This window comes from Fictibacillus sp. S7 (assembly GCF_004127935.1).
Taxonomy (GTDB): domain Bacteria; phylum Bacillota; class Bacilli; order Bacillales; family Fictibacillaceae; genus Fictibacillus_C; species Fictibacillus_C enclensis.
On sequence record NZ_QJKL01000001.1, the window covers coordinates 751645 to 771437 of the forward strand.

At 36.4% G+C, this 19793-nt stretch carries 24 protein-coding genes and 1 pseudogene; 7 read left to right on the forward strand and 18 right to left on the reverse strand.

Annotated features, from left to right (window positions below):
• Positions 1 to 13: 13 nt before the first annotated feature.
• On the forward strand, positions 14 to 643 hold the full coding sequence (locus DMO16_RS03845; RefSeq protein WP_129475460.1) for a hypothetical protein: 630 nt from the start codon (positions 14 to 16) through the stop codon (positions 641 to 643).
• Positions 644 to 1352: 709 nt separating this feature from the next.
• Here DMO16_RS03845 and DMO16_RS03850 read toward each other — a convergent pair.
• From DMO16_RS03850 to DMO16_RS03870, 5 genes are all read right to left on the reverse strand, one after another.
• Entirely contained in the window at positions 1353 to 1574 is a 222-nt protein-coding gene (locus DMO16_RS03850; protein WP_129475462.1) for a hypothetical protein, read from the reverse strand.
• Between the two features lie 492 nt (positions 1575 to 2066).
• Positions 2067 to 3134, reverse strand: coding sequence for an undecaprenyldiphospho-muramoylpentapeptide beta-N-acetylglucosaminyltransferase (locus DMO16_RS03855; protein ID WP_129475464.1), 1068 nt, complete (start codon positions 3132 to 3134; stop codon positions 2067 to 2069).
• Positions 3135 to 3416: 282 nt separating this feature from the next.
• Positions 3417 to 3833, reverse strand: a complete 417-nt coding sequence (locus DMO16_RS03860; RefSeq protein WP_129475466.1) for a DUF4304 domain-containing protein — start codon at positions 3831 to 3833, stop codon at positions 3417 to 3419.
• A gap of 240 nt (positions 3834 to 4073) precedes the next feature.
• Positions 4074 to 4778, reverse strand: coding sequence for an SAM-dependent methyltransferase (locus DMO16_RS03865; RefSeq protein ID WP_129475468.1), 705 nt, complete (start codon positions 4776 to 4778; stop codon positions 4074 to 4076).
• 232 nt (positions 4779 to 5010) lie between these two features.
• Positions 5011 to 5238 (reverse strand): hypothetical protein, encoded by a 228-nt coding sequence (locus DMO16_RS03870; RefSeq protein ID WP_206738046.1) that lies wholly within the window; start codon positions 5236 to 5238, stop codon positions 5011 to 5013.
• Between the two features lie 86 nt (positions 5239 to 5324).
• Between DMO16_RS03870 and DMO16_RS03875 the strand changes: the two genes are divergently transcribed.
• Positions 5325 to 5801 carry a PH domain-containing protein gene (locus tag DMO16_RS03875; protein ID WP_129480298.1) on the forward strand — a complete coding sequence of 159 codons (477 nt, stop codon included), beginning with the start codon at positions 5325 to 5327 and terminating at the stop codon, positions 5799 to 5801.
• An 835-nt stretch (positions 5802 to 6636) separates the two neighbouring features.
• Here the strand turns inward: DMO16_RS03875 and DMO16_RS03880 are convergent.
• The gene (locus tag DMO16_RS03880; protein ID WP_129475472.1) at positions 6637 to 7491 is read right to left on the reverse strand and encodes an STAS domain-containing protein; all 855 of its coding nucleotides are present in this window, start codon (positions 7489 to 7491) and stop codon (positions 6637 to 6639) included.
• Positions 7492 to 8087: 596 nt separating this feature from the next.
• Here DMO16_RS03880 and DMO16_RS03885 point away from each other — a divergent pair.
• A complete protein-coding gene (locus tag DMO16_RS03885; protein ID WP_129475474.1) occupies positions 8088 to 8990 on the forward strand; it encodes a tyrosine-type recombinase/integrase in 903 nt (300 codons plus the stop codon).
• Positions 8991 to 9023: 33 nt separating this feature from the next.
• Here the strand turns inward: DMO16_RS03885 and DMO16_RS03890 are convergent, their stop codons facing one another.
• Together DMO16_RS03890 and DMO16_RS03895 are read right to left on the reverse strand one after the other, a co-directional pair.
• Entirely contained in the window at positions 9024 to 9485 is a 462-nt protein-coding gene (locus DMO16_RS03890) for a GNAT family N-acetyltransferase (RefSeq protein ID WP_129475476.1), read from the reverse strand.
• 105 nt (positions 9486 to 9590) lie between these two features.
• Complete coding sequence (locus DMO16_RS03895) at positions 9591 to 9827, reverse strand: hypothetical protein (RefSeq protein ID WP_129475478.1); 237 nt, start codon at positions 9825 to 9827, stop codon at positions 9591 to 9593.
• A 200-nt stretch (positions 9828 to 10027) separates the two neighbouring features.
• On the opposite strand from DMO16_RS03895, the gene DMO16_RS03900 reads away from it, so the two are divergent.
• Positions 10028 to 10195: a hypothetical protein gene (locus tag DMO16_RS03900; RefSeq protein WP_206738047.1), complete on the forward strand. Its 168-nt coding sequence runs from the start codon at positions 10028 to 10030 to the stop codon at positions 10193 to 10195.
• Positions 10196 to 10347: 152 nt separating this feature from the next.
• On the opposite strand, the gene DMO16_RS03905 is transcribed toward DMO16_RS03900, so the two are convergent.
• Positions 10348 to 11736, reverse strand: coding sequence for a PepSY-associated TM helix domain-containing protein (locus tag DMO16_RS03905; protein ID WP_129475482.1), 1389 nt, complete (start codon positions 11734 to 11736; stop codon positions 10348 to 10350).
• 289 nt (positions 11737 to 12025) lie between these two features.
• Between DMO16_RS03905 and DMO16_RS03910 the strand changes: the two genes are divergently transcribed.
• Positions 12026 to 12637, forward strand: coding sequence for an SCO family protein (locus DMO16_RS03910; protein WP_129475485.1), 612 nt, complete (start codon positions 12026 to 12028; stop codon positions 12635 to 12637).
• Between the two features lie 10 nt (positions 12638 to 12647).
• Positions 12648 to 13052, forward strand: a complete 405-nt coding sequence (locus DMO16_RS03915) for a FixH family protein (protein ID WP_241840652.1) — start codon at positions 12648 to 12650, stop codon at positions 13050 to 13052.
• Between the two features lie 75 nt (positions 13053 to 13127).
• On the opposite strand, the gene DMO16_RS03920 is transcribed toward DMO16_RS03915, so the two are convergent.
• The 5 genes and pseudogenes from DMO16_RS03920 to DMO16_RS03940 all read right to left on the reverse strand — a co-directional run bounded on the left by DMO16_RS03920 (position 13128) and on the right by DMO16_RS03940 (position 16285).
• Positions 13128 to 13571 carry a hypothetical protein gene (locus DMO16_RS03920; protein ID WP_129475489.1) on the reverse strand — a complete coding sequence of 148 codons (444 nt, stop codon included), beginning with the start codon at positions 13569 to 13571 and terminating at the stop codon, positions 13128 to 13130.
• Positions 13572 to 13608: 37 nt separating this feature from the next.
• Positions 13609 to 13896, reverse strand: coding sequence for a hypothetical protein (locus DMO16_RS03925; protein ID WP_129475491.1), 288 nt, complete (start codon positions 13894 to 13896; stop codon positions 13609 to 13611).
• A 151-nt stretch (positions 13897 to 14047) separates the two neighbouring features.
• Positions 14048 to 14692: a response regulator gene (locus tag DMO16_RS03930; protein ID WP_129475493.1), complete on the reverse strand. Its 645-nt coding sequence runs from the start codon at positions 14690 to 14692 to the stop codon at positions 14048 to 14050.
• A gap of 3 nt (positions 14693 to 14695) precedes the next feature.
• Entirely contained in the window at positions 14696 to 15514 is an 819-nt protein-coding gene (locus tag DMO16_RS03935; RefSeq protein ID WP_129475495.1) for a sensor histidine kinase, read from the reverse strand.
• A gap of 136 nt (positions 15515 to 15650) precedes the next feature.
• Positions 15651 to 16285, reverse strand: a pseudogene (locus DMO16_RS03940) (RNA ligase family protein).
• Positions 16286 to 16829: 544 nt separating this feature from the next.
• Between DMO16_RS03940 and DMO16_RS03950 the strand changes: the two are divergent.
• Complete coding sequence (locus tag DMO16_RS03950; RefSeq protein ID WP_129475499.1) at positions 16830 to 17021, forward strand: hypothetical protein; 192 nt, start codon at positions 16830 to 16832, stop codon at positions 17019 to 17021.
• Between the two features lie 309 nt (positions 17022 to 17330).
• On the opposite strand, the gene DMO16_RS03955 is transcribed toward DMO16_RS03950, so the two are convergent.
• The 4 genes from DMO16_RS03955 to DMO16_RS03970 all read right to left on the reverse strand — a co-directional run bounded on the left by DMO16_RS03955 (position 17331) and on the right by DMO16_RS03970 (position 19732).
• Positions 17331 to 17630: a hypothetical protein gene (locus tag DMO16_RS03955; protein ID WP_206738049.1), complete on the reverse strand. Its 300-nt coding sequence runs from the start codon at positions 17628 to 17630 to the stop codon at positions 17331 to 17333.
• 36 nt (positions 17631 to 17666) lie between these two features.
• Positions 17667 to 18260: a hypothetical protein gene (locus tag DMO16_RS03960; protein WP_129475503.1), complete on the reverse strand. Its 594-nt coding sequence runs from the start codon at positions 18258 to 18260 to the stop codon at positions 17667 to 17669.
• A 73-nt stretch (positions 18261 to 18333) separates the two neighbouring features.
• Entirely contained in the window at positions 18334 to 18546 is a 213-nt protein-coding gene (locus DMO16_RS03965) for a hypothetical protein (RefSeq protein ID WP_206738050.1), read from the reverse strand.
• 349 nt (positions 18547 to 18895) lie between these two features.
• Positions 18896 to 19732: an STAS domain-containing protein gene (locus DMO16_RS03970; protein ID WP_129475507.1), complete on the reverse strand. Its 837-nt coding sequence runs from the start codon at positions 19730 to 19732 to the stop codon at positions 18896 to 18898.
• Positions 19733 to 19793 lie beyond the last annotated feature (61 nt).

Genomic DNA, 19793 nt, shown 5'->3' on the forward strand with positions numbered 1-19793 from the left:
AGAAGGTGAATTTTTGAAAAAGCATCTAGTAATTTTATCAAGTGTGGCTTTAACAGCTTCCATTTTGGGAGCCACATCAAATGTAGCTTTTGCAGAAACAACTGATGAGCCCGTGACAGAAGAAACACAAGTAGTTGATACGTTGACCATTGTAGAAGAGTTTGATGAAGAAACAGGTCAAGAAGTAGCTGAAACTATTACTTCCTCAGAAAATATGGACGAGTCCTTAGTAGGAGAGAACAGTGATGAAGTTGAAGCACCATTACCTGGTGAGCCTGTTATTCCTGTTAAGCCTGGCGATCCCCAATATTCTAATGTGAACCCTGGTTCTATGAATTACAAGTTGATTGATACGTTCACAGGTAATTCTTCGATTTATGATACTCTCAAAGAATGGACTTCCCAGTTTGCAGCATGTGTTATCCCAGCAAGATTTGTAAAAAATGTATGGGCTTCAGCTGCTGGATCAGCTACCTATAACACTTTTCATAATCCTCCTAAAACAAGATATTATACAGACAAAATTTATCAAGCCCAAGATGCAGTTTGGAATTACGGAAAGTCTGTAGGATATGAGTACTCTGATAAAGCCAAAACAAAATTAACAAGGAAAGTGACCCACGTCAATAAAACTCGTCACTAATCTTACATATGAAAAGAGCAGCCCTTATTATAAGGACTGCTTTTTATTATTTAATTTGCCATGTAAATAAACCTTTCCAAACCACAAAGATAGCCGTGCTGTAAAGCCCCGTCTTCTTCTAATAATCGTGCATCGTACCTGTCTATAAAAATAAAACAACCGGATCATGTTTCATCCCATCTTTTTGTTTTAATGATTTGGTCTTGATCGACAATTATTTCCTTGCTATTAAGGTCAGTAATCTCTATATCGATAAATTCAAAACATGAGCAAATTCAGGCGAATGATAGGATTTTGTTCTAAACCCGTTGTCATCAAAACAAATGATCTTAACTTATTTAACCACCATGCACTTCTCCACCATTCGTTTTAAAGCAGACAACACAAGAATATATAACTGTTGACGATAGTTGCCACCTTTATCTTTGACTTTTTTCACCTGATTGCATGCGGTATAGCTGTAGATGAACTTATCGATGGAAACCGTGTTTCCATTTTCATTGTAAGGTCGGGATTTGCAACTGAATCGCTGCTTTGATACTCTTGGCCATCATTGATGCTGTATGTTGCCATGCTTGTCATACGCAAACACCTGGTCTTCATTCAGTTTCGTTCTACTGGCCGTTTCGGTCCATGTTCGCTTCATCTGGTCAAGCAGGTTGTACTCTTAGTGAAAGACAAACGTTCCGTTTCCTTTTTTGATCTGTACCTACCTTACACGCTCTTTTTCGTCATACCTACAGTCGGTAATGAGCCCAAACGAGGCCGTGGTTTTTACATGGTTACTGCTCGCACTGTAGGTTAAATTGATGGAATCACGCCATACCGAGTGCTTGATCTGGGACACGCTGCCGCTTCGCCTCGTACGAGATGTCAGTAGTGTTTCGTTTTCCACCCACCGACGGGTGAGTGATCTTGTTCTCACGGTCATGGTCGGCATCCCAAAGTGTAGTCGGTCACTTCGGTTCCGTTTAAACACCCCCACAGTGAACTAATGGTTTTGAATTCAGTTAACCGTTGTGTTTTAAAGAAACCTTTAAATTCGAAAACTTTACAGTTAAAGAAGGGACAACCTGAGAGGAGGAACCACTCTTCCTAAGAGATGGATCAAAAGCAAGCGGACGAACTTATAAGGATAAAGTAATTTTCACACCGAAAAACTAGAGAATCTCCAAAAAGAAGCGAAGTGATATTAGCGAGTTCCGTTAATAACCAACCATCACCTAGGTAAATCACCACTAAAAAAAGAACCCCTTGTAAGGTTCTTTTTCATATTCCAATTGTTTCAATACATCTTACGACAGGGCATTTTCGAAAACAGCTTTTACTTGAATACCTTCAAACTGTTTTCCATGAAATTGTACGTTTATTCCGTTAAGAATCACCCCATATTAACGTTTATATCTATCATGAAATTATACTTTTAATAATTATTTCCAATTTCTTTTATCAAAACAGAAAGCGTGTCACCAATAGGTGAAGATTCCATTGAAGATATAATTTTCTCCCTGCTTTTTTCGAGGTTTTCCAATGATTGAATGAGGCTGTTTTTTGTTAAATTTTCTTCTTCCAATGTCAGTGCGTATCCTTTATTCATAAAGGATTCTGCGTTTAAAATTTGGTCGCCTCTGCTTTGTTTTTTGGTCAGAGGGATAATTAACATGGGTATTTTTAAAGCTAGAAATTCAAAAATGGCGTTTGATCCTCCCCTTGTAACGACTGCATTCGTTGCAGCAAGTATATTAGGCAGTTCTTTGTTTATGTATTCGAATTGCTGGTAACCTGTAATGTTATTTAAACCCTCATCTTTTAGCCCTTTTCCGCATAGATGGACGACTTGATATTGCGAAGTAAGCTCCTTAAGTGAATCCCTGATGGTTTCGTTAATTTTTTTAGCTCCCAAGCTGCCTCCCATTACAGTTAAAATGGGCTTTTCTTTGTTAAAACCAAGAAACTTTATTCCTTTCTCCTTATCACCCGAAAAAATCTCCCTCCTGATTGGGGAACCAATGGCATCTGTTTTATATGCTGGAAAATGCTTTGCTGCTTCTTCAAAGGAAGTAAAGATTTTTGTAGCAAAACGCTGAGAAATTTTATTGGCCAAACCAGGGGTCAAATCGCTTTCATGTATATATATTGGTATTTTTAGTGTACTGGCAGCAATGATAACTGGAACTGAGACAAAGCCTCCTTTTGAAAAAACAAGGTTTGGTTTTAGCCTTTTCAGAAGATTTCTTGCTTCCGCAATTCCTTTTAATACACGGAACAGATCCTTCACATTTTCTGCATCAATGTACCGCCGGAGCTTTCCACTGCTAATTCCGTAATATGGGATATTCATAGCGGAAATTAGTTCCTTTTCAATGCCTTTTTTCGATCCTATATAATGTAGGGTCCATTTTTCATTTGAAAGTTCATTAATGATGGCGATATTAGGAGTAACATGCCCCGCAGATCCGCCTCCAGTAAACACGATTGATTGTTTGTTCATTTTTATACCCGCCTATAATATTTAATACTTTTATTATATTTTATAATGAGATTTTAGATAAGGTGAAAACTGATCAGTCTATTATTATCAAATAGCTATAAGGATTATCTTGTACGAATGAAAAAACTAGCTTTTGCCTAAAGAGTTGTTTGGAAAAAAGGTATTTAGTTCATAATCGAGAACACATATAATTGAAATGAGTTGCCAAGAAGGTCGGGCGACAGCCCGGCACTTCCCGGATGAACCTTAGGTTGAAGGGATTTTATTGAACTAACGCACTCGTTAGTGGAACAACTTAGAAATCCATAAATCATCTGAAATATTTAATAAATTTACAACATTTAAAGCAACCTTCTCAAAGTCTTCCTCGATTTTTGCCTTCTCAAAATCAAACCATATTCCGTCTTCACCTTCGGATTTTGCCCCCAACCTAAAACGTTTGTCTATATCATGAGCAGTAACTTTGTTTGGTGGTATTTGTTCTCCCCAGTCCATTTTTACACCTTGTATTGGACAAACTGCTAACTCGACAACAAACGAACCTCCCCATTTGTTAAATTGAAAAGTTATTAAATCAATATTTTTTTCATTCATTCGTCTAAAATGAGGTAATGAACCTTTAAATCCTTGTTGTCGTAAGAAGGGTATAAGAACTTTTTTCAAAGCATTATTCATCAATGTCCTTTCGTTTGATGCCATTTTCCTCCTCCTCTTTCTTATTCATTTTTCAACTATTCTACACCGTTACTTGAAAGAATATCTTTATGAATTTGTAGTGAATTTCAAATGTTTATCACCTAAGATAATAATGTTTATATTCCATTTTGGATGCATAACTAAATTGTTGTTTTCATCAAATTCTAAACCCGTTATTTTGGGTAATGATTGGTTAAAGTTTATTTAAAAGAAGGGACAATGTTAAACATTGTCCCTTCTTTGTTACCTTTTTCTAATTTTTAACATCGAGTTAGCATTTGCCTGAAATTTATATCGCACTTTAACTTCTTCGACTGTACATCCATTATCCGCGAGATAACTTATTAATTTATCTAAATTCTCATATCTTTTTCCCTCTAAATCAACTAAAGGGAAAATACGAACTTCCTCTTTCGTAACCCTCAAAAATTCATTTAGCGTTTCTATGTGAAATGGGTAATCTAACCTATCCGCATACATAAATAGAAAATGTGCAGAGAGAATAATATCAAATTCTTCATTCCTAAACGGTAAAGAAGGTAATGTAACGGGAATGTAGCTTTCGCTAGATTCCTCCATATCTTTGGCACAATCTTTCAAAGCACTTAAACGATGATTTCTAAGACCTTCTATATCTCTAAAATAATTCCATTTATAATTGTTTTGGGCTTTTTGCATATTCTCCATCGCGTGTTCAATATCCTGAAGACCTTTATTTTTTAGGTCCTCACCCGAATGATAATAAGCAATATCGCAAGCTGTTACGTCTAAACCTGATTTGTTACCAACAGCAGTAAATGAACAAGCTCCTGCTGGACAATCGAGTATTTTCTTTCCTTGTAGTTCATCTTCTGAAAGCGAGAACATATCAAAATACTCTTCAAAGGTTCTCCCAATAAAAACAATTCGCTCTAAATCTAACTTTGTACTCTGCTCAACTTTACTCAACTAAACTCACCTCTTCTAAAAGTTTACATTCATATTAACACCAATAATTGGGTAAGGTTAACCTTTTTTGACTTTCTTTTAAAACGAACCTGCCCCGTTAGTGCCGGAAAAGGCTATCTCAGCAACTTTCCTTATTGAAGTAAAGAATGCGTTAGTTACATAACTAAAAATTAGAGTCTTATTTCACTTTTATAAAATAGAAACCTGTCCCATTTTCTTGCGGAACAAACCCTTATTGAGCTGAATTATTTTCCACCATTTCTTGTTCTGCTACTGATATAAATGTGTAAATATCTTTTCCTTCAGCTATCATACCTTCAACACGGTCTTGTTCCTCTCTAGAAACCAATCTGTATTGGTCTCCATTATTAGTACTAGTTTGTCCATCTTCTACTTTTAGTTGTTCATCTTGTGCAAAAGCCTCTGTACTTTTCAAGTCTTTCTCAAGACCGATTGACACTATGAATATTAGGATCATCCACAACGTTTGAATGACCTTTGTAAGGGGTAGGGGGCAACATGGTCAATAAAATACAGATGGGGGTGATGAAGATGACAATTCGTACACTAAATGAGCAATATATGCTCATCGAGTACCCTGTGACTCTTGAGGAAATGGAAAAATCATCGAAAGAGATGCCTAAAAGCGAAAGACTCTACTATGAATATGCATTTAAAGCCCTTCGAAAAGATATGAAAGATACTGAAACTATTCATTATTTTACGGTTGCAGACTCTAAGTTGACTAAAACCGGTTTTATCGTGGTCGCAGACAGTAACTTATACCTCGTATCCATGAAAATGGGGTTCTTTGGTGGTGCTCAAACAGAGACTATCCCGTATAAAAGCATCAAAAGCATTGATTTTGATATTGCTCCTGATCCATGGGGAAAAGCAATGATGAATCTCGGCATTTTATATATTGAAGTAAAGGGAATAATCGGATCCAGCAAACGGACAATTCGTAATATCCCCCAAGAACATCTGGATAACCTGCGAAAAGCCATTCAGGATAAACTTTAGCTGCAAACCCCAAAAAAACTCCTCATTTAGAGGAGTTTTTTAATTTTTACATTCATTAATATGGGATTTTTAGCTGATCCAGAATTCACGATTAAATACCGCTACTAATTCGCAAATCATACTCCTCCATTAGTAACTTATAAACAGAAAAAAGCATTCTATTTAAATTAGATAGGATACTTTTTAAATTTGTCATATTTTGAGGGTTGTATGTACTCATGTTTTTGTGCTAATTTTTTATAGTGTTTAAACACCCTTAATTTAAAAGAACGCGTTCCATAAATTTAAGGGACGATACATAATTTATGTAAACTGAACGATAACTCCACGTTTTACGCCTTTCAATATATATTATGTTAACTAGAAAAAAACACAAACGTACCATAAGTTAGTTTCTTCCCTCACGTTGTAGGCAAAATTTCAAAAAACCCTGGAAGAACTATATTCAACCTCCCCAATCCATTGAAGAAATAAAAAGCAAAGCCTGTACGCATCCTTTTATTCAAAATCTTTTAATTGATTATTATAAGCGTAATTTTTCCGACTCAAAAAAGAGCTAGAAAAGCTCTCTTTTGAGTCGAGAAACCCACAGTTACTGCGATTTTGCAATTTTGTGGCGTAATTCTTCGATTTCAGCCACCGGGATTTACGTTGCTTAAGCTATATCTTTGTCGTCCAGTTTCCCTTTTTTACTGAGTTTGATGCCTTCTCTTTTGGTACAGTATTATTATGTAAACCAAAACTCGCTCTAACATTCACCTCAACAAAAAATTAGTAGCACAAACCATGGCCGTGGTTTGTGCTACTAATCTTAGTATGTTTTATGTTTGATTTATCAGTGGGTAGTTCGCTTGAAACCAAGATGCTGCAGAGCGAGATGCAGGCTTGAAAAGGTCTTGATCCCTTTAAATTCGACACCGAGAGACGTCATGGTAAGGGCAAGCTCAGGTCGTAATCCGCTGATTTTTGTTTCAACACCAATAAGCTCCAATGCGTGAATCACCTGATAAATCTTTTGTGCCACCATCGTATCAATGATCGGTACTCCTGATAAATCCAGAATAAGGCTGCTCAAATCGAGATCCACCGAACGTTTTAAGGCATTGTCCATGAGGATCTGTGCCCGTTTGGTATCAATACCACCAATCATGGGCAATATGCCGATTCCGTCTCCAAGAAGAACCACTGGAACGGATAACTCATCAATCTCTAACTCAGCGGTTCTCAAGTTGGAAACATAATTTTCCATATATGACGTACTTACCATTTGTACTGCCGTATCCACAACGAGATCAAATCCTGAAATTATCTCATAAAACATATCGAGATCCAAGTTTTCGTTTTTAGCGGCCTTTTTTATAATCAAACCGATTTCGTTTCGGTAAAAATGAACCTCTTCAATCGCATGATCAAGAGGAATATTCAATGAAACAAAAATATCCGCATAATCCTTGCCCCATTCCTTAAGTTTTTTAGCTGTAATGCTCAAAGGAAGCGGGATGGTTTCCCCATATAATTGGATTAGCTGCAACCGCAAGTGCTGAAGTCGGTCTTTATTATTACCTGCATGCTTATAGTTAAAATGCTCATACTCGAGAATGGAATTGGATAATGTTTCTTTTTGTTCTAATATCAGCCAACTAATGTTTTGAAGATAAGTAGTTGGTTCATTAATAATGATTTTTGACATAACAGACTCCTCCTCAAACCTACGAATAGTCTATCCTATATTGTTCGATCATTTTCCTTTTTTTGTAACGTAATGTTAAAAAAATGGAGTTTCCTACGCCTAAACGAGGAGAAATCCCTCAGGCCAAAAGTTCTGCAAACAACAACACGATTCATATTCAGGTTCCATTCTTACTTCTCCGTTTTTTACTTCTCCAAGTTCTTTTATAACATTTTTGTTTTCATCAATCCACTTAAAAACATTCCATTAATTCTGGTGTACTAAGTAAATCGCCCTGTTTCCTATATAGTTAAATTAAGCATTAAGAAATAATTTTATAACGGCTGAGACCACTGAAAATATCCTTGATATGATTTTGATCTGTTGGTATGGGGAATTTACTTCTGCCCAAGTACTTTTACTGCGTAGTACAAGTTTTCCTAACTTTTGTGTCGTTGTACACACGTTCCTATAACATCTCATATCCGGTACTTACACCGCCCAAGTTAACGATAAGTGTCGACCCGATAACTCTCATGGACGTCCGATAACTCACACGGCCGTCTCATAACTTACGGGACCGTTCCATAATGAAATTTATCTTCCGGAGGTCGATATTGAACATTCAACAAGCTACTGATGACTTTCTCATGTATTTGCACGTGGAGAAAAATTACTCGCCGAATACTTTAAAAAGTTACGCATTTGATCTCAAGCTCTATGCGGAGTTTTTGATCAAACATGATCTTTCCATTGAGCTCTGTGACTTAACACCCGCAACAACACGGCGTTTTATCCAGGAACAAGTCATTCAATTTCACATTAAGCCCAGAACGCTGCAGCGACGCATTTCCGCTTTAAAATCGTTCTGTGATTACTGCATCAAGGAAAAATACATGGAACATAACTTCACGATGGGCATCCAAGCCCCCAAATCCGATAAAAAACTGCCTGTCTACATGACACTCGAAGAACTTAAGCAACTGTTTACGTATTTAGAGAACGATACCAGTAAATTTGCAACGAGAAATCATCTGATGTTTAAATTCCTGGCTACAACTGACATGCGAAGACAAGAAATGGTGGATTTAACATGGGGCCAGATGGACATTGATAATCAAACGATACGGATATTCGGAAAAGGGCGAAAAGAACGCCTCCTCCCCTTTCATCCCATGGTGATTCCGCTGTTAAAGGCTTATATGAATGAACGTGAAGCATTTCAGTTGTATTCAACAGAACCGGTATTTCTGAACAAAGACAAGAAAAAGCTGGATCCCAGAGGGTTGCATAAGATTTTTAAAGACACATTGCGGAAAGCCGGTTTGCCTCCGCAGCGTTTTTCGTTGCATCATCTGCGGCATACGTTTGCGACCTTGCTGCTGCAGAACAAAAACAACCAGGTGGATATTCGCATTTTGCAAGAGCTACTGGGTCATGAAAGCCTCAGCACTACCTCCATTTACACACATGTAGATTTTGAGCAAAAAAAGTCTGCCATCCATTCATTTTTAAGCTAAAAAGAGCCCTAACAAGGCTCTTTTTTTTTGTATCTAATTCAATTTTTTTAGTAATTTTAAATATTCACCGTATTCGTCTTCACCAATGAATAATACATTGGTAAATCCCTTCTTTTCATACAGGTGTCTTGCATTTAAATTATCTGTATCAACCCCCAGAGTTATTTCTTTATATCCGAGTCGCTTAGCGTAATCAATCAGATAATCAAGAATAATGCTACCAATTCCACGATTTCGGTTATCGTCTTTGACAATCATACGAGATAGATAAATCCGTCTATTTGAAATAGTGTAATCTGGGTCATTGTTTTTAAAAACTAACGACCCTTCACCGATAAACTCATTATTTTCTAAATAAATAAAAGTAATCCTGTTTCCTCTTACTAATTCTTCATAAAAAGTCTTAGCCATTTCTGGGTTCTTTTCCATATCCCAAATATTACTGCACTTATTAAAGTCTCTTGGGTTTAATTTGATTATTTGATATGAAGACATACCTATCCACCTTCATGCTAAAAAAGTTCTTGTCAAAATAATACCATAAAAAGTAAATTGGTCCTTATCTTTTTGAAAAGCAAAAATCCTTACGAAAAGAGCCTTTTATTTTGAGACATGCTTCAGCAATAATTTCTCTAACAGGTCCGGGTTTTTCTCCGCCAGCTTTAACAAGAACTCTTCTGTATAGGGCAAATCATTGCCCATTGGTTGTAGTTCGGTCTCATTTGGCGACTCCTCATCGGTGTCTTTTGGTTTTGTTTCAGACTCCTCATTTAATGATTGTTCCAGCTCTTCCTCGAGTTCCCTCAAGGCTTTTTTGATTTGATAAATCGACGCCACAGAAGTGTTCAACCGGTTGGCACTGTATTTGATGGTAATTTGGTCATTGTAATACTCTTCTTACAACCAAGGAGCCGCGGAACCATTCGAATCCAGAATAATGATCCATTGAAAATCGTTCTGGCAGACGAAGGCTTTCTTGACAATCCATTTGATATGGAGAGCGTAAAGGGGATTTGGAATATATCAAGCCAATAGCAGTGGAGTTATCCAAAATCGATCCTGCTTATCTGCTTGTTACTCCATCCCTTGAAATGATTGATAATGATGAAGCACTAGAAGAGTTTATAAAGGAAAACTTTGGCCATAATCATCATCAGCAAATTTTGCTTATTGGCTATACAATAGCCCAAAGTTTATTAGAGTGAAACCAGCAGCAAAACGCTGCTGGTTTTCATGTTTTTATAATTTGTTTGTTAATCATCCTCATATGGGTCATTTCCATTTGCCAGCTATTTTTGTTGCATCCCAGACCTGCTCTAATAAGAGTAAAAAGACTAATAGCCATCGTTTCTGAACATTAATTTAACCAAGCGTTTAGGGTCTTAATTCTTTTAAGTATTAGCCAATCAAGCAAGAAGACGACAATAATTGATATTCCGACCAAAGGCATAACTAGCCCCATACTTATCATAATAAAAAATACAAAGGTGGTAACCTTTTTGCTTTTGGAAGGCGATATAGAACCTAACTTGCCTCTAGGTTTCCGCTTTCTCCACATAATATAAGATGTAATAGCTATTCCGATAAGTCCAACGCATAAAATAAGTCCTACTATCTGATTGGCAAGTCCAAACAAAGTCCCTTGGTGAAAGGCGATGCCCACTGAAATCAACTTTGCCATGATTCCATAATCATGAAAACGGACATCGGTTAAAACTTTTCCACTGTATTGATCAATGTTCAAGGTCGCGTCCTTCATAGGATTTGGATTAGAGGTCGAAATCGTGTAAACTCCCTTCGCCCCTTCAGGTAATGAAATGCTATATGGTTTCTGAATTTTTTCTTTACTAGCAATGGCCCGAACATTTTCGAGCGTCAATGAATGTTTCCCATCTTTGGAAGCAGGAACAGGTTGATTTTCTGTCGCCCAAGGGACATCCTTTGCCACGTCTTTTGTTGTAACCTCCGACTCTGGTTTTCCCATATAACTAAAAGCAAATGGAGGATATCCTGTATCCGTTGAAGTGGCCATTTTGTTGATTTTTTCCCCCATTACACCTGACCATGGTAAACCCGTTGCAATCAAGAGCAAAATACCAAGTGATAGCCAGAAGGCTGGAACAGCATGCATGTCCCTCCAGAATGTTCTTCCTTTCGCACTGAACAGAGGAAGGATAGTTCCCCAAATCGATTGTGTATTTCTTGGACACCAAATATAAAGACCAGTTCCTAGGAGAATAACACCCCAACATGCCGCAAGTTCTACAAGTCGATTAGCGAAAGTACCTCCAACGATGAGTTCACTGTGGAGTTTTTTAAATATCTCCGTAAACTTTTTCTCTTCAGCCAGAGAGCCACGAATCTTACCGTTATACGGATCAATATATACAGAATTCATTAACTCTCCGTTCTTAATACTGATCTCAGCCGTCCTTTTAGGGTCATCATAAGATTTAACAGCTGTAACCGTGCTCTTAGGATATTGCTTTTTTACCTTGTTAACCAGTTCTGTCGGCGTTATTTCTTTTTCTGAGGCTTTTTTTACATAGTAAAGATCCTTATACAGTACATTTTCTATTTGAGGCTTAAAAAGATATACTCCTCCACTAAAGGCCAAAATAATTAAAAATGGTGCAAAGATAATACCAGCATAAAAATGCCATCTCCACACTGTCTGGTAAATCGAGTGAGTTCCTTCCCTGCTTTTTTTATTTTCCAACCTTGACACTAGCTTAATTGCCTCCATAATCACCTACACCCTTATTCCTTTTTTCCACTCCTAATCCAGTGGTTTAAATACTAATTGAGTATAAGGGAGGTTTATTTATACTGTCATCACTCGATAGGGGTATATTTAAAGACAAATTTATTGAATCTTTGAACAATGTGTAAAATGGCTCTTATAAGAACCTTTTGATATAAACGCTTAAAAATTAGGCAAGTATCGCCCAAAAGAGGGATTCAAAAAAGTGAGGGACTATGAAAAGATAGTAGTGTTTGTTTATACAGAATAAGGAAGAAAGAAGGAACACACGGTGAGAAAAAAGAAAACCATCATATTGATATTATTTTCCCTTATTTGTGGATTAGCAGCTTGTAGCAACGGAAATAAGGCAAAAGTACAAAGTGTATCGAACGGGGACCAATATCAAAAGGTAGGTTCATTTTCGTATATAGATCAAGATGGTAATTCCTATTCGCAAGCTGATTTAGATAAAAAAGTATGGCTTGCTAATTTTATTTTTGCTAACTGTGAAACAGTTTGTCCTCCTATGACTGCTCACATGGCTAAAATACAGAAGTTATTAAAAGACAATGGAGTAAAAGCCCAAATCGTTTCTTTTAGTGTGGACCCCAAAAGAGATACACCTCAAAAACTTAAGGCATTCGGGATGAAATTTGATGCTAACTTTTCAAATTGGCACTTTTTAACTGGCTATCACCAAAAAGACATCGAAACATTTGCAAGGAAATCATTTAATACTGCTGTTTCGGCGAACCCAACTTCTGATCAGTTTATACATGGTACTTCCTTTTTTCTGATTAATCAAAAAGGACAAGTAATCAAAAGGTATGATGGTGTTCAAAATGTTCCCTACAAAAAAATAGTTAACGATATAAGAGATTTAAATAAAAAGGAAAGATGATTAATTGAAAATGAAGCATATATTTCTTTTAACTTTTCTATTCTTATTAAGTGCCTGTAATAATCATGTACATAATCATCATTCATCAACCACCGAAGAAATAATGGATAACTCAAAACCCGTTCATGTGGATGTAAAGGTGGTTCCAGACAAACCTAAAAAAGGCCAACCTTTTTCCATCCAAGCCAAAGTCACTCAGGATAACCTTATTGTAACGGATGCCGATGAAGTAATATTTGAAGTATGGCAGGATGGTACATCACAACATACTAAAATCAGATCTAAAACACCTCAAAAAAATGGTTTATATTATATTCGACCGAAATTCAATAAAGCAGGAAAATATCATGTAATAGCACATGTAACGGCTCGAGAAATGCACACCATGCCACAAAAACAGTTTATCGTTCAGTAAAAAATCAGACGTTAAGGTCTGATTTTTTTTATGCTCTGAAATTATTTTCCCTGGTTCTTACTACCAAACGATTAATTATAGTTGAATTCCTAATTCTTTTGCAGCCTTTTGAAGGCAGTCTCGATTAATTTTTACATTCTTTAGGATTTGAGTTTTGTCCTTGCTGTTAATAGCTTCTTCTAATGCATCAAACTTGCCATGCATGTCCTCTCCCATCTTTTTGTTTTTTGCTTCAATGGGAGGAAGCACAGCGGAATGATATTCTTCATGCATCGACTCAAATTGGTCGGCAGCACTTTTAAAATCCTTTTTATTGACATCTTTTTCGATGGCAGTCAGACCATTAAGCTCTTCTTTGATGGCCTTAGCGGTTTGGCTGTTATTGGTCTTGTTAGTATTGGTGTCTTTATGCTCATGCTGCGAGTGATCATCGCCAGAATTCTGTGAGGAGCTGCATCCTGCAAGGCCAAGGCTTACTGCGAAAGTAAGCGGAATAAGTAGAAACCCTTTGGTTTTCATGTGTTAATCATTCTCCTTTTTTGTACGTTCACTTTATTTATTTTCTTTTGGCCATTCGGCTTCCTTTAAACCATAACCAAATACCCGTCAAACTAAATACAATCATGCTAACGGCACCAAGGTCAGTAAGCCATACAATGGATGTATCACCTAAAACACCTGAGTGAATTCCAAATATCCATTTCTGCATTATCAAATCGTTATCAGAACCATATCCAATCCAGGAACGGTGGTTCAATAATATGCCTGTTATCGCCATTAATAGGACAAGCAAAGATCCTGTGATACCAAATATCCGATGAATGGTCTTCATTAATCGATACATTAACGACTCCTAACTTCATGCCATCTTAAATCTTGACTATGACCTGATGCAGTTTTAGGCACAGAGTTATCCTTTTTATCGTTGTTTTAATCCCAATGAATGTTTCCTTAGAATGGAATAGTTTTTATCGTAATTAAGTATGTCCATTGTTTCAAGGTTGAATCCATCCTTTACGATAGGCATAGCTTGTTAGTTGAACACGGTTGTCCAAATGAAGTTTACTAAGGATATTTTTAAGATGGCTTTTTACTGTGTGTTCAGAAATAAACAGACACTCAGAAATTTCCCGATTGGATTGGCCTTGTGCGACCAATTGTAATATTTCCTTTTCACGTGGGGATAACGGTGTTTTTTCTTCTTTCTTTATATCTTGCGTGAATTCTTGTAAAATACGAAAGGCCATGTTTTGGGACATCGGCACCTCATCAACTGCAAAAGCACACAAGTAACTGTACCATTCAGTTGAATCTAGGTTTTTTAGCAGATAACCTTGTGCCCCTCTTTTAACAGCCTCAAAAAGATCTGTAATGTCATCCGAGACCGTCATAATAACGATTTTTATAGATGGGTTCTGATCCTTTATATACTTTGTTGCTTCCAATCCATCCATTAGAGGCATTCGGATATCCATTAAAACGAGATCAGGCTGCAATTTTTCCGTTAACTCAATCGCTTCTAGGCCATTTTTGGCCTCCCCAATTATTTTAAAATCACTGTACTCCTCTAACAAATCACATATACCCTCTCTGGCATGCTGATGGTCATCCACCACCAAGAGGCGAATTGGTTCCTTCATGCTCTACCTCCTCTTCTCAAATGACACCAGTATGTCCCCATGTAAAAGCTGGATATGAAATAGCCACCCCATTGCTTTCGCCCTGTCTTCTAATATTTGCAGACCATAACCTCTGTGGTCCCTTTTTATATGTTGCTCCGAACATTTATTCTTAATTTTACAAAGCCATCCGTTCTGATTTTGATTAGCATCAATCCAGACCTCATTTGTGCTGGCATGTTTGACTACATTAAATAATGCTTCTTTGATGCACGCAAATAACTCCACCTTATCCTTTGTGGAAAGAAGAGATTCATTTATATTCCATTGTAAGTCAACTTTCAAATGATGTTCCCTTTCCAATTCATGAATGTACTGTACTAACGTTTCAATCCAAGAAAATTCAGCTTCTTCTGGGGGAACACGCAAATTGTTTATGGCCTGTCTTGTGTTTTCATGAATTTGTTGTAGCGTCTTTTTCATTTTTATAAAGTGTGGATTTGTGTCTAGTTTTGCCTGTTTTCCAAGTTTGTTAATTTTTATGGATAATAAAAATAAAGACTGAGCTATACCATCGTGTAGTTCTCTGGCGATCTTGGCCCTTTCTTGGAGGGCTACTTTTTGTGTTCTTTCCTTATTTAATTCTTCTTGTATTTTTTCAAGAATCGAAAAGAGCTTTAAAAGGAAAATCACTGTCACCCCGAACACAATCAATGGAGACAAGATATTGCCGACTTCCATCGATACATATGGCATTAAAAAAGTATGTCTTATGTATTCCCAGATGGCAATCGAAAATGTAGGCAGAATTAAAATTAACCATTTAATCTGTTGATATGTCATGTTTTTCACCACTTTGCCTTTTACTTTTTCTATCTTCACATATTTTAATCTTATTGTTAATCCCCAATTGGAGGGATATAAGGAGGTTCAATAACAAAGACTGCCCTTAAGAGCAGTCTAAGTTTAGTTCAAATTTCTAGTCTATAAAATTCACAAAAACAGGCATACGCAACATTCCTGCCTTCGTATAGTTTCTGTACTTGACGGTACATCGTACAGTTGGATTCAGATAGACAACGTTTTCTGTTTCATTCAAAACCAAACCATCGATCGTTTGATTAAATTCCTTTCGTGCTTCATGCGGCACAAACTCAGTAACACCCACTATTTTCATTTTACCGTCTATAATCTTACCAAGTATCCAACCAAACTCCTTCTTACGATAACCAATGACAAATATGTCTTCATATTGATAATTGATGACTTTTATCCATGCTGGAGAGCGGTAATCGATTTGATATTTGGAACTTGCCTTCTTTAAGACAATTCCTTCTAGCCCATTGTCCTGGCAAAGTGAAAACAACTCAATTCCTTTGCCTTTCATCCAACGGATTTGCGTTAGACACTCACTTTCGTTAACAACTGAATCCAATAACTTTTTCCTTTCTAACAAGGGAAGATCATCACAGATTCACCTTCATGATACAGAATATCAAAGGCACAGAAATGCACAGGGCATCTGGTGGAGCTGCGATGAATTCTGTCCTGTCTCGCAATCTGAAAACGGCTCATGATGGCCTCAAAATCAAGATGGCCATTTTGATCGGTCAAGATGAGTTCCCCATCTAAGACCGTTCCTTAAGGTATGCCCAAGTCCATTAATTCAGAAAACTTTTTCGATACCTCGTTCTTATGCCTTGTATATAGTTTGACAGAATTAATATGGGTATAGATTAATCGAATTCCATCGAGTTTAAGTTCACTAATAAAATCGTCATGATTGAATGGTTCTTCCATTCGTTGCAAGAAGATCGGAGGTGCAAACAAATTAACTCACCCAATATCAGTTTATCATTGGGTGCTTTCTGGTCGCCAAAAAATGCACCAAGCAACTTTTGGGAATAACCTTGCGTTAATGAACTAACGCACCCTTTAGAAGAAGGCCTTTTCTGCTACAATGCTTTTGCTGTCACCAAATGGTGATAATTGATTACTTTTAAACCTTTAATTGTACCATTTTTATAAAAAATTTCTTCTACATCTTATAAACATTCTCGCCATGCTACCTCTTTTAATGCTTGATTTAAAAAGAATTGGATTATATTAGATCAATTGTTCATACTAAATTAAAATACTTGTTATAGAAGGAGATTACATGACACATCAAAAAAATAATCGAACTAAACCAGTCCAACATAGTAATCTAAATAAAGAAGATGATACATACGGCATATTTAAACAAGAAATGGAAATGGATACAGATATTAATGAAGACCCTAATCGGGAAAGATTATTGGATGAATCAATCGATTCGTTTCTAGAATCGAAAGAAGGACAGGAATTTTGAAATTAATTATTGGAGGTGGATTAATAATGCCAAGTAAACAAAGAAATTGAAAATACATTTAAATATAGTATTTGGAATAAACGAACAGATGCAGACCAATCTGGTAACAAAGAAAAATATACAAAGTCAATTGACAGATCTAACATAGAATCAAAAACAGCAGACAATCAAGAATAATAATTAGAAAGCAACCACAACAGGTTGCGATACCTGTGTGCTTAATAGTTGAAATATTTTTTCAAGTAAAACACCCGAAAATATAGAAATGAAGCAGTGCTTTAGTTGTTCCTCTTTACTGTAATAACCAATTTACAAAAGTAGCCTATCTAAGCCTATGGCACTAATAATCAACCGTTGTTTTTTACTTCTCAGTAATTTTTGAGACCAATCGACGAATCCACCATCACCAATGTTATGTTCTTCTCCGTTTATCTTCGTGATGACAGTAAATTGTAAACCTTTATAATACTGATTTTCTAAATTAGGCTCCTTTATTGATACTTTAATCGAAAACCGTTTCCCAAGCTGTGCAACTCTCAGCAGCAACCCTTCGGAATCTTTATAACCATCACGGCCACTTAGGATAACCTCAATATCTGATTGGAACAATGATTGGAATATATCTTGGTACACGCTAATGTGCTCTCAAAATGATTGCTTTTCGAACTGATAAGAACCTGTATCTGTACCAGAAGTGACCATACAGAACAGATGAAAATGTGGAAACATTCCAGGATTATTGAAATATTGAGTTCTAACATGTCGATGGGTTGTGCATAAGCGGATATAGTCCTCCCTGTTGCTCTTTTTGCGTGATTTTAACAAATCGCTAATATGCAAAGCTAGAAGGTTGGTCACGTCTGACACTACTTCAGTTCCTCTGATTGCAGAAAGCACTTTATTTTGATCGACTGTCGCTACAACAGAACAAGATCCTAAAGGAGCCACGGGAGATAACTGAACTGGTGTAGCGAAATGGTTGCTTGCTATTTTCAAAATATCTAGTTCAAGTTGCTTTAACTGGATAGGATCAACTGAAGCAGGATGCACCGAACGGTTTGCCTGGTACCTTTTAAGTAATTCGCTGGGAACTAACCTTTGGGTCTTCTCTCGAAAAACATAAAGTAAGAGCGTGTATAAATCGGTTTCTGGTATTCGATCAGCCAGTAATTCAACGATCTGTTCCACACCCAGTTCTTTAACAATTCGCTCAAGAATAAATGATGGATCTGACTCCATTGCGGTACCCCCTTTACTTCAAGTGTTTAAAGGCAAAAATCGCTCCAAATATGGGACGTTCCGACTACTATGCTTAAATATGATTAGAGTCCTTTTTTCTAATTGTTCCTTCTGTATAAAAGAAAACAACTAAAATAATTATTATGACAGCTGCACTGAGATAATCATAAATCATTTTAGTAGATGACAGTATAAACATCATTAAAAGCAGAAAAGTAGTTATTGTTTTAGAAATATCAAGATCTTCTTCTGTTTCTTCATAAACATCATCCTCTTTGAAAAGCATAAGGTACTTAATAGGTCTAAGTTCCAAATATTCTCCTTTTTAAAGTTTATTTCCTTCTTCAACTAACCTGTGCTGTATCTCAATAAGAAAAGCCGCCTGTAATGTCAGCTGAAGTTCTTAAAGTAACGCACCCGTTAGCTTAATAAGATATACTCCCAATTTAATAAAAACCTGAAAAAAATTCACAGCTCTAGAAGTGCCTAATAACTTCCGGGTCGCAAAAGAAAAGAACCGCCGCTGCGATCCTTTGATGTTCTATATGCTGTTTGAGTAATACGAGTCACCTATGATTATGGTTCGCACTGACTCGGCTGCTTTTTAACTAACTTCCCCATCATAAAGGAACTAATTACCTAATATCTTGTAAAGCATGTTGAAGTGTGGCGTAAGTTTTGATACTCGAAAAATTGATGCCTGAGTTGATAATTCTAGAAACTAAATCCGTTCTAATCCCTGTAAACACCGCTTTGATTCCTAACAACCTAAGAACATCATATATTGTAAAGATTCGAGCCGCAATTTCGGTATCGATAGAGGCAATGGCTGAGAAGTCAATAATAACACATTCAATTTTCAACTCAGTGACTCTGGGTATGACTCTATTCATAATAAATTCACTTTTTTCTACATCAATATCTCCAATTATCGGGAGAACCGCCATACCATTTTGTATAGGGATTATGGGTGAAGATAGTTCTGTGATCTTCTGGTTCTGCTTTTCTTCGGCTTCTTTTGTTGTTCTCTCTCGCTTAAGAATAGTTTCAGTAATACTTAAATCGAGAAAATAGCTTAATCTACTGGTTACAGTGATAACTTCCTCAGTAGTTAGTCCATAGTCCATGCATAATTGAGACAAAATTTTTATTAATAGCTGTCTTGTATCCGCATAGGGTTTTATAAGACTCGATAGCTCTTTTTCAATATATTGAGTATCTTCGGGTGTTTCCTGTTTAATGAGCCATTCAATGAATATAGGTTCAACCTCTACATTCGAAAATTTAAGCGTACTCCCCAAAAACTTAAGAAATTCAGCATTAGTATCAATTGATTTATCTATTATTTCTTGTGGTAATGTTATTTCTATCTTACTCACATTATAATTAACAATTTCCCTGCTAATTGATTCAGCCTTCTTACTTAAAAAATCTGCGAATTCTTCAATTAGATTTGCCTTTTCAAAATCCATAAAAAAATACTCCTCAGATAAGTGTCAATATTTTCTTTAAGTATATATGGTTGCAAGCACA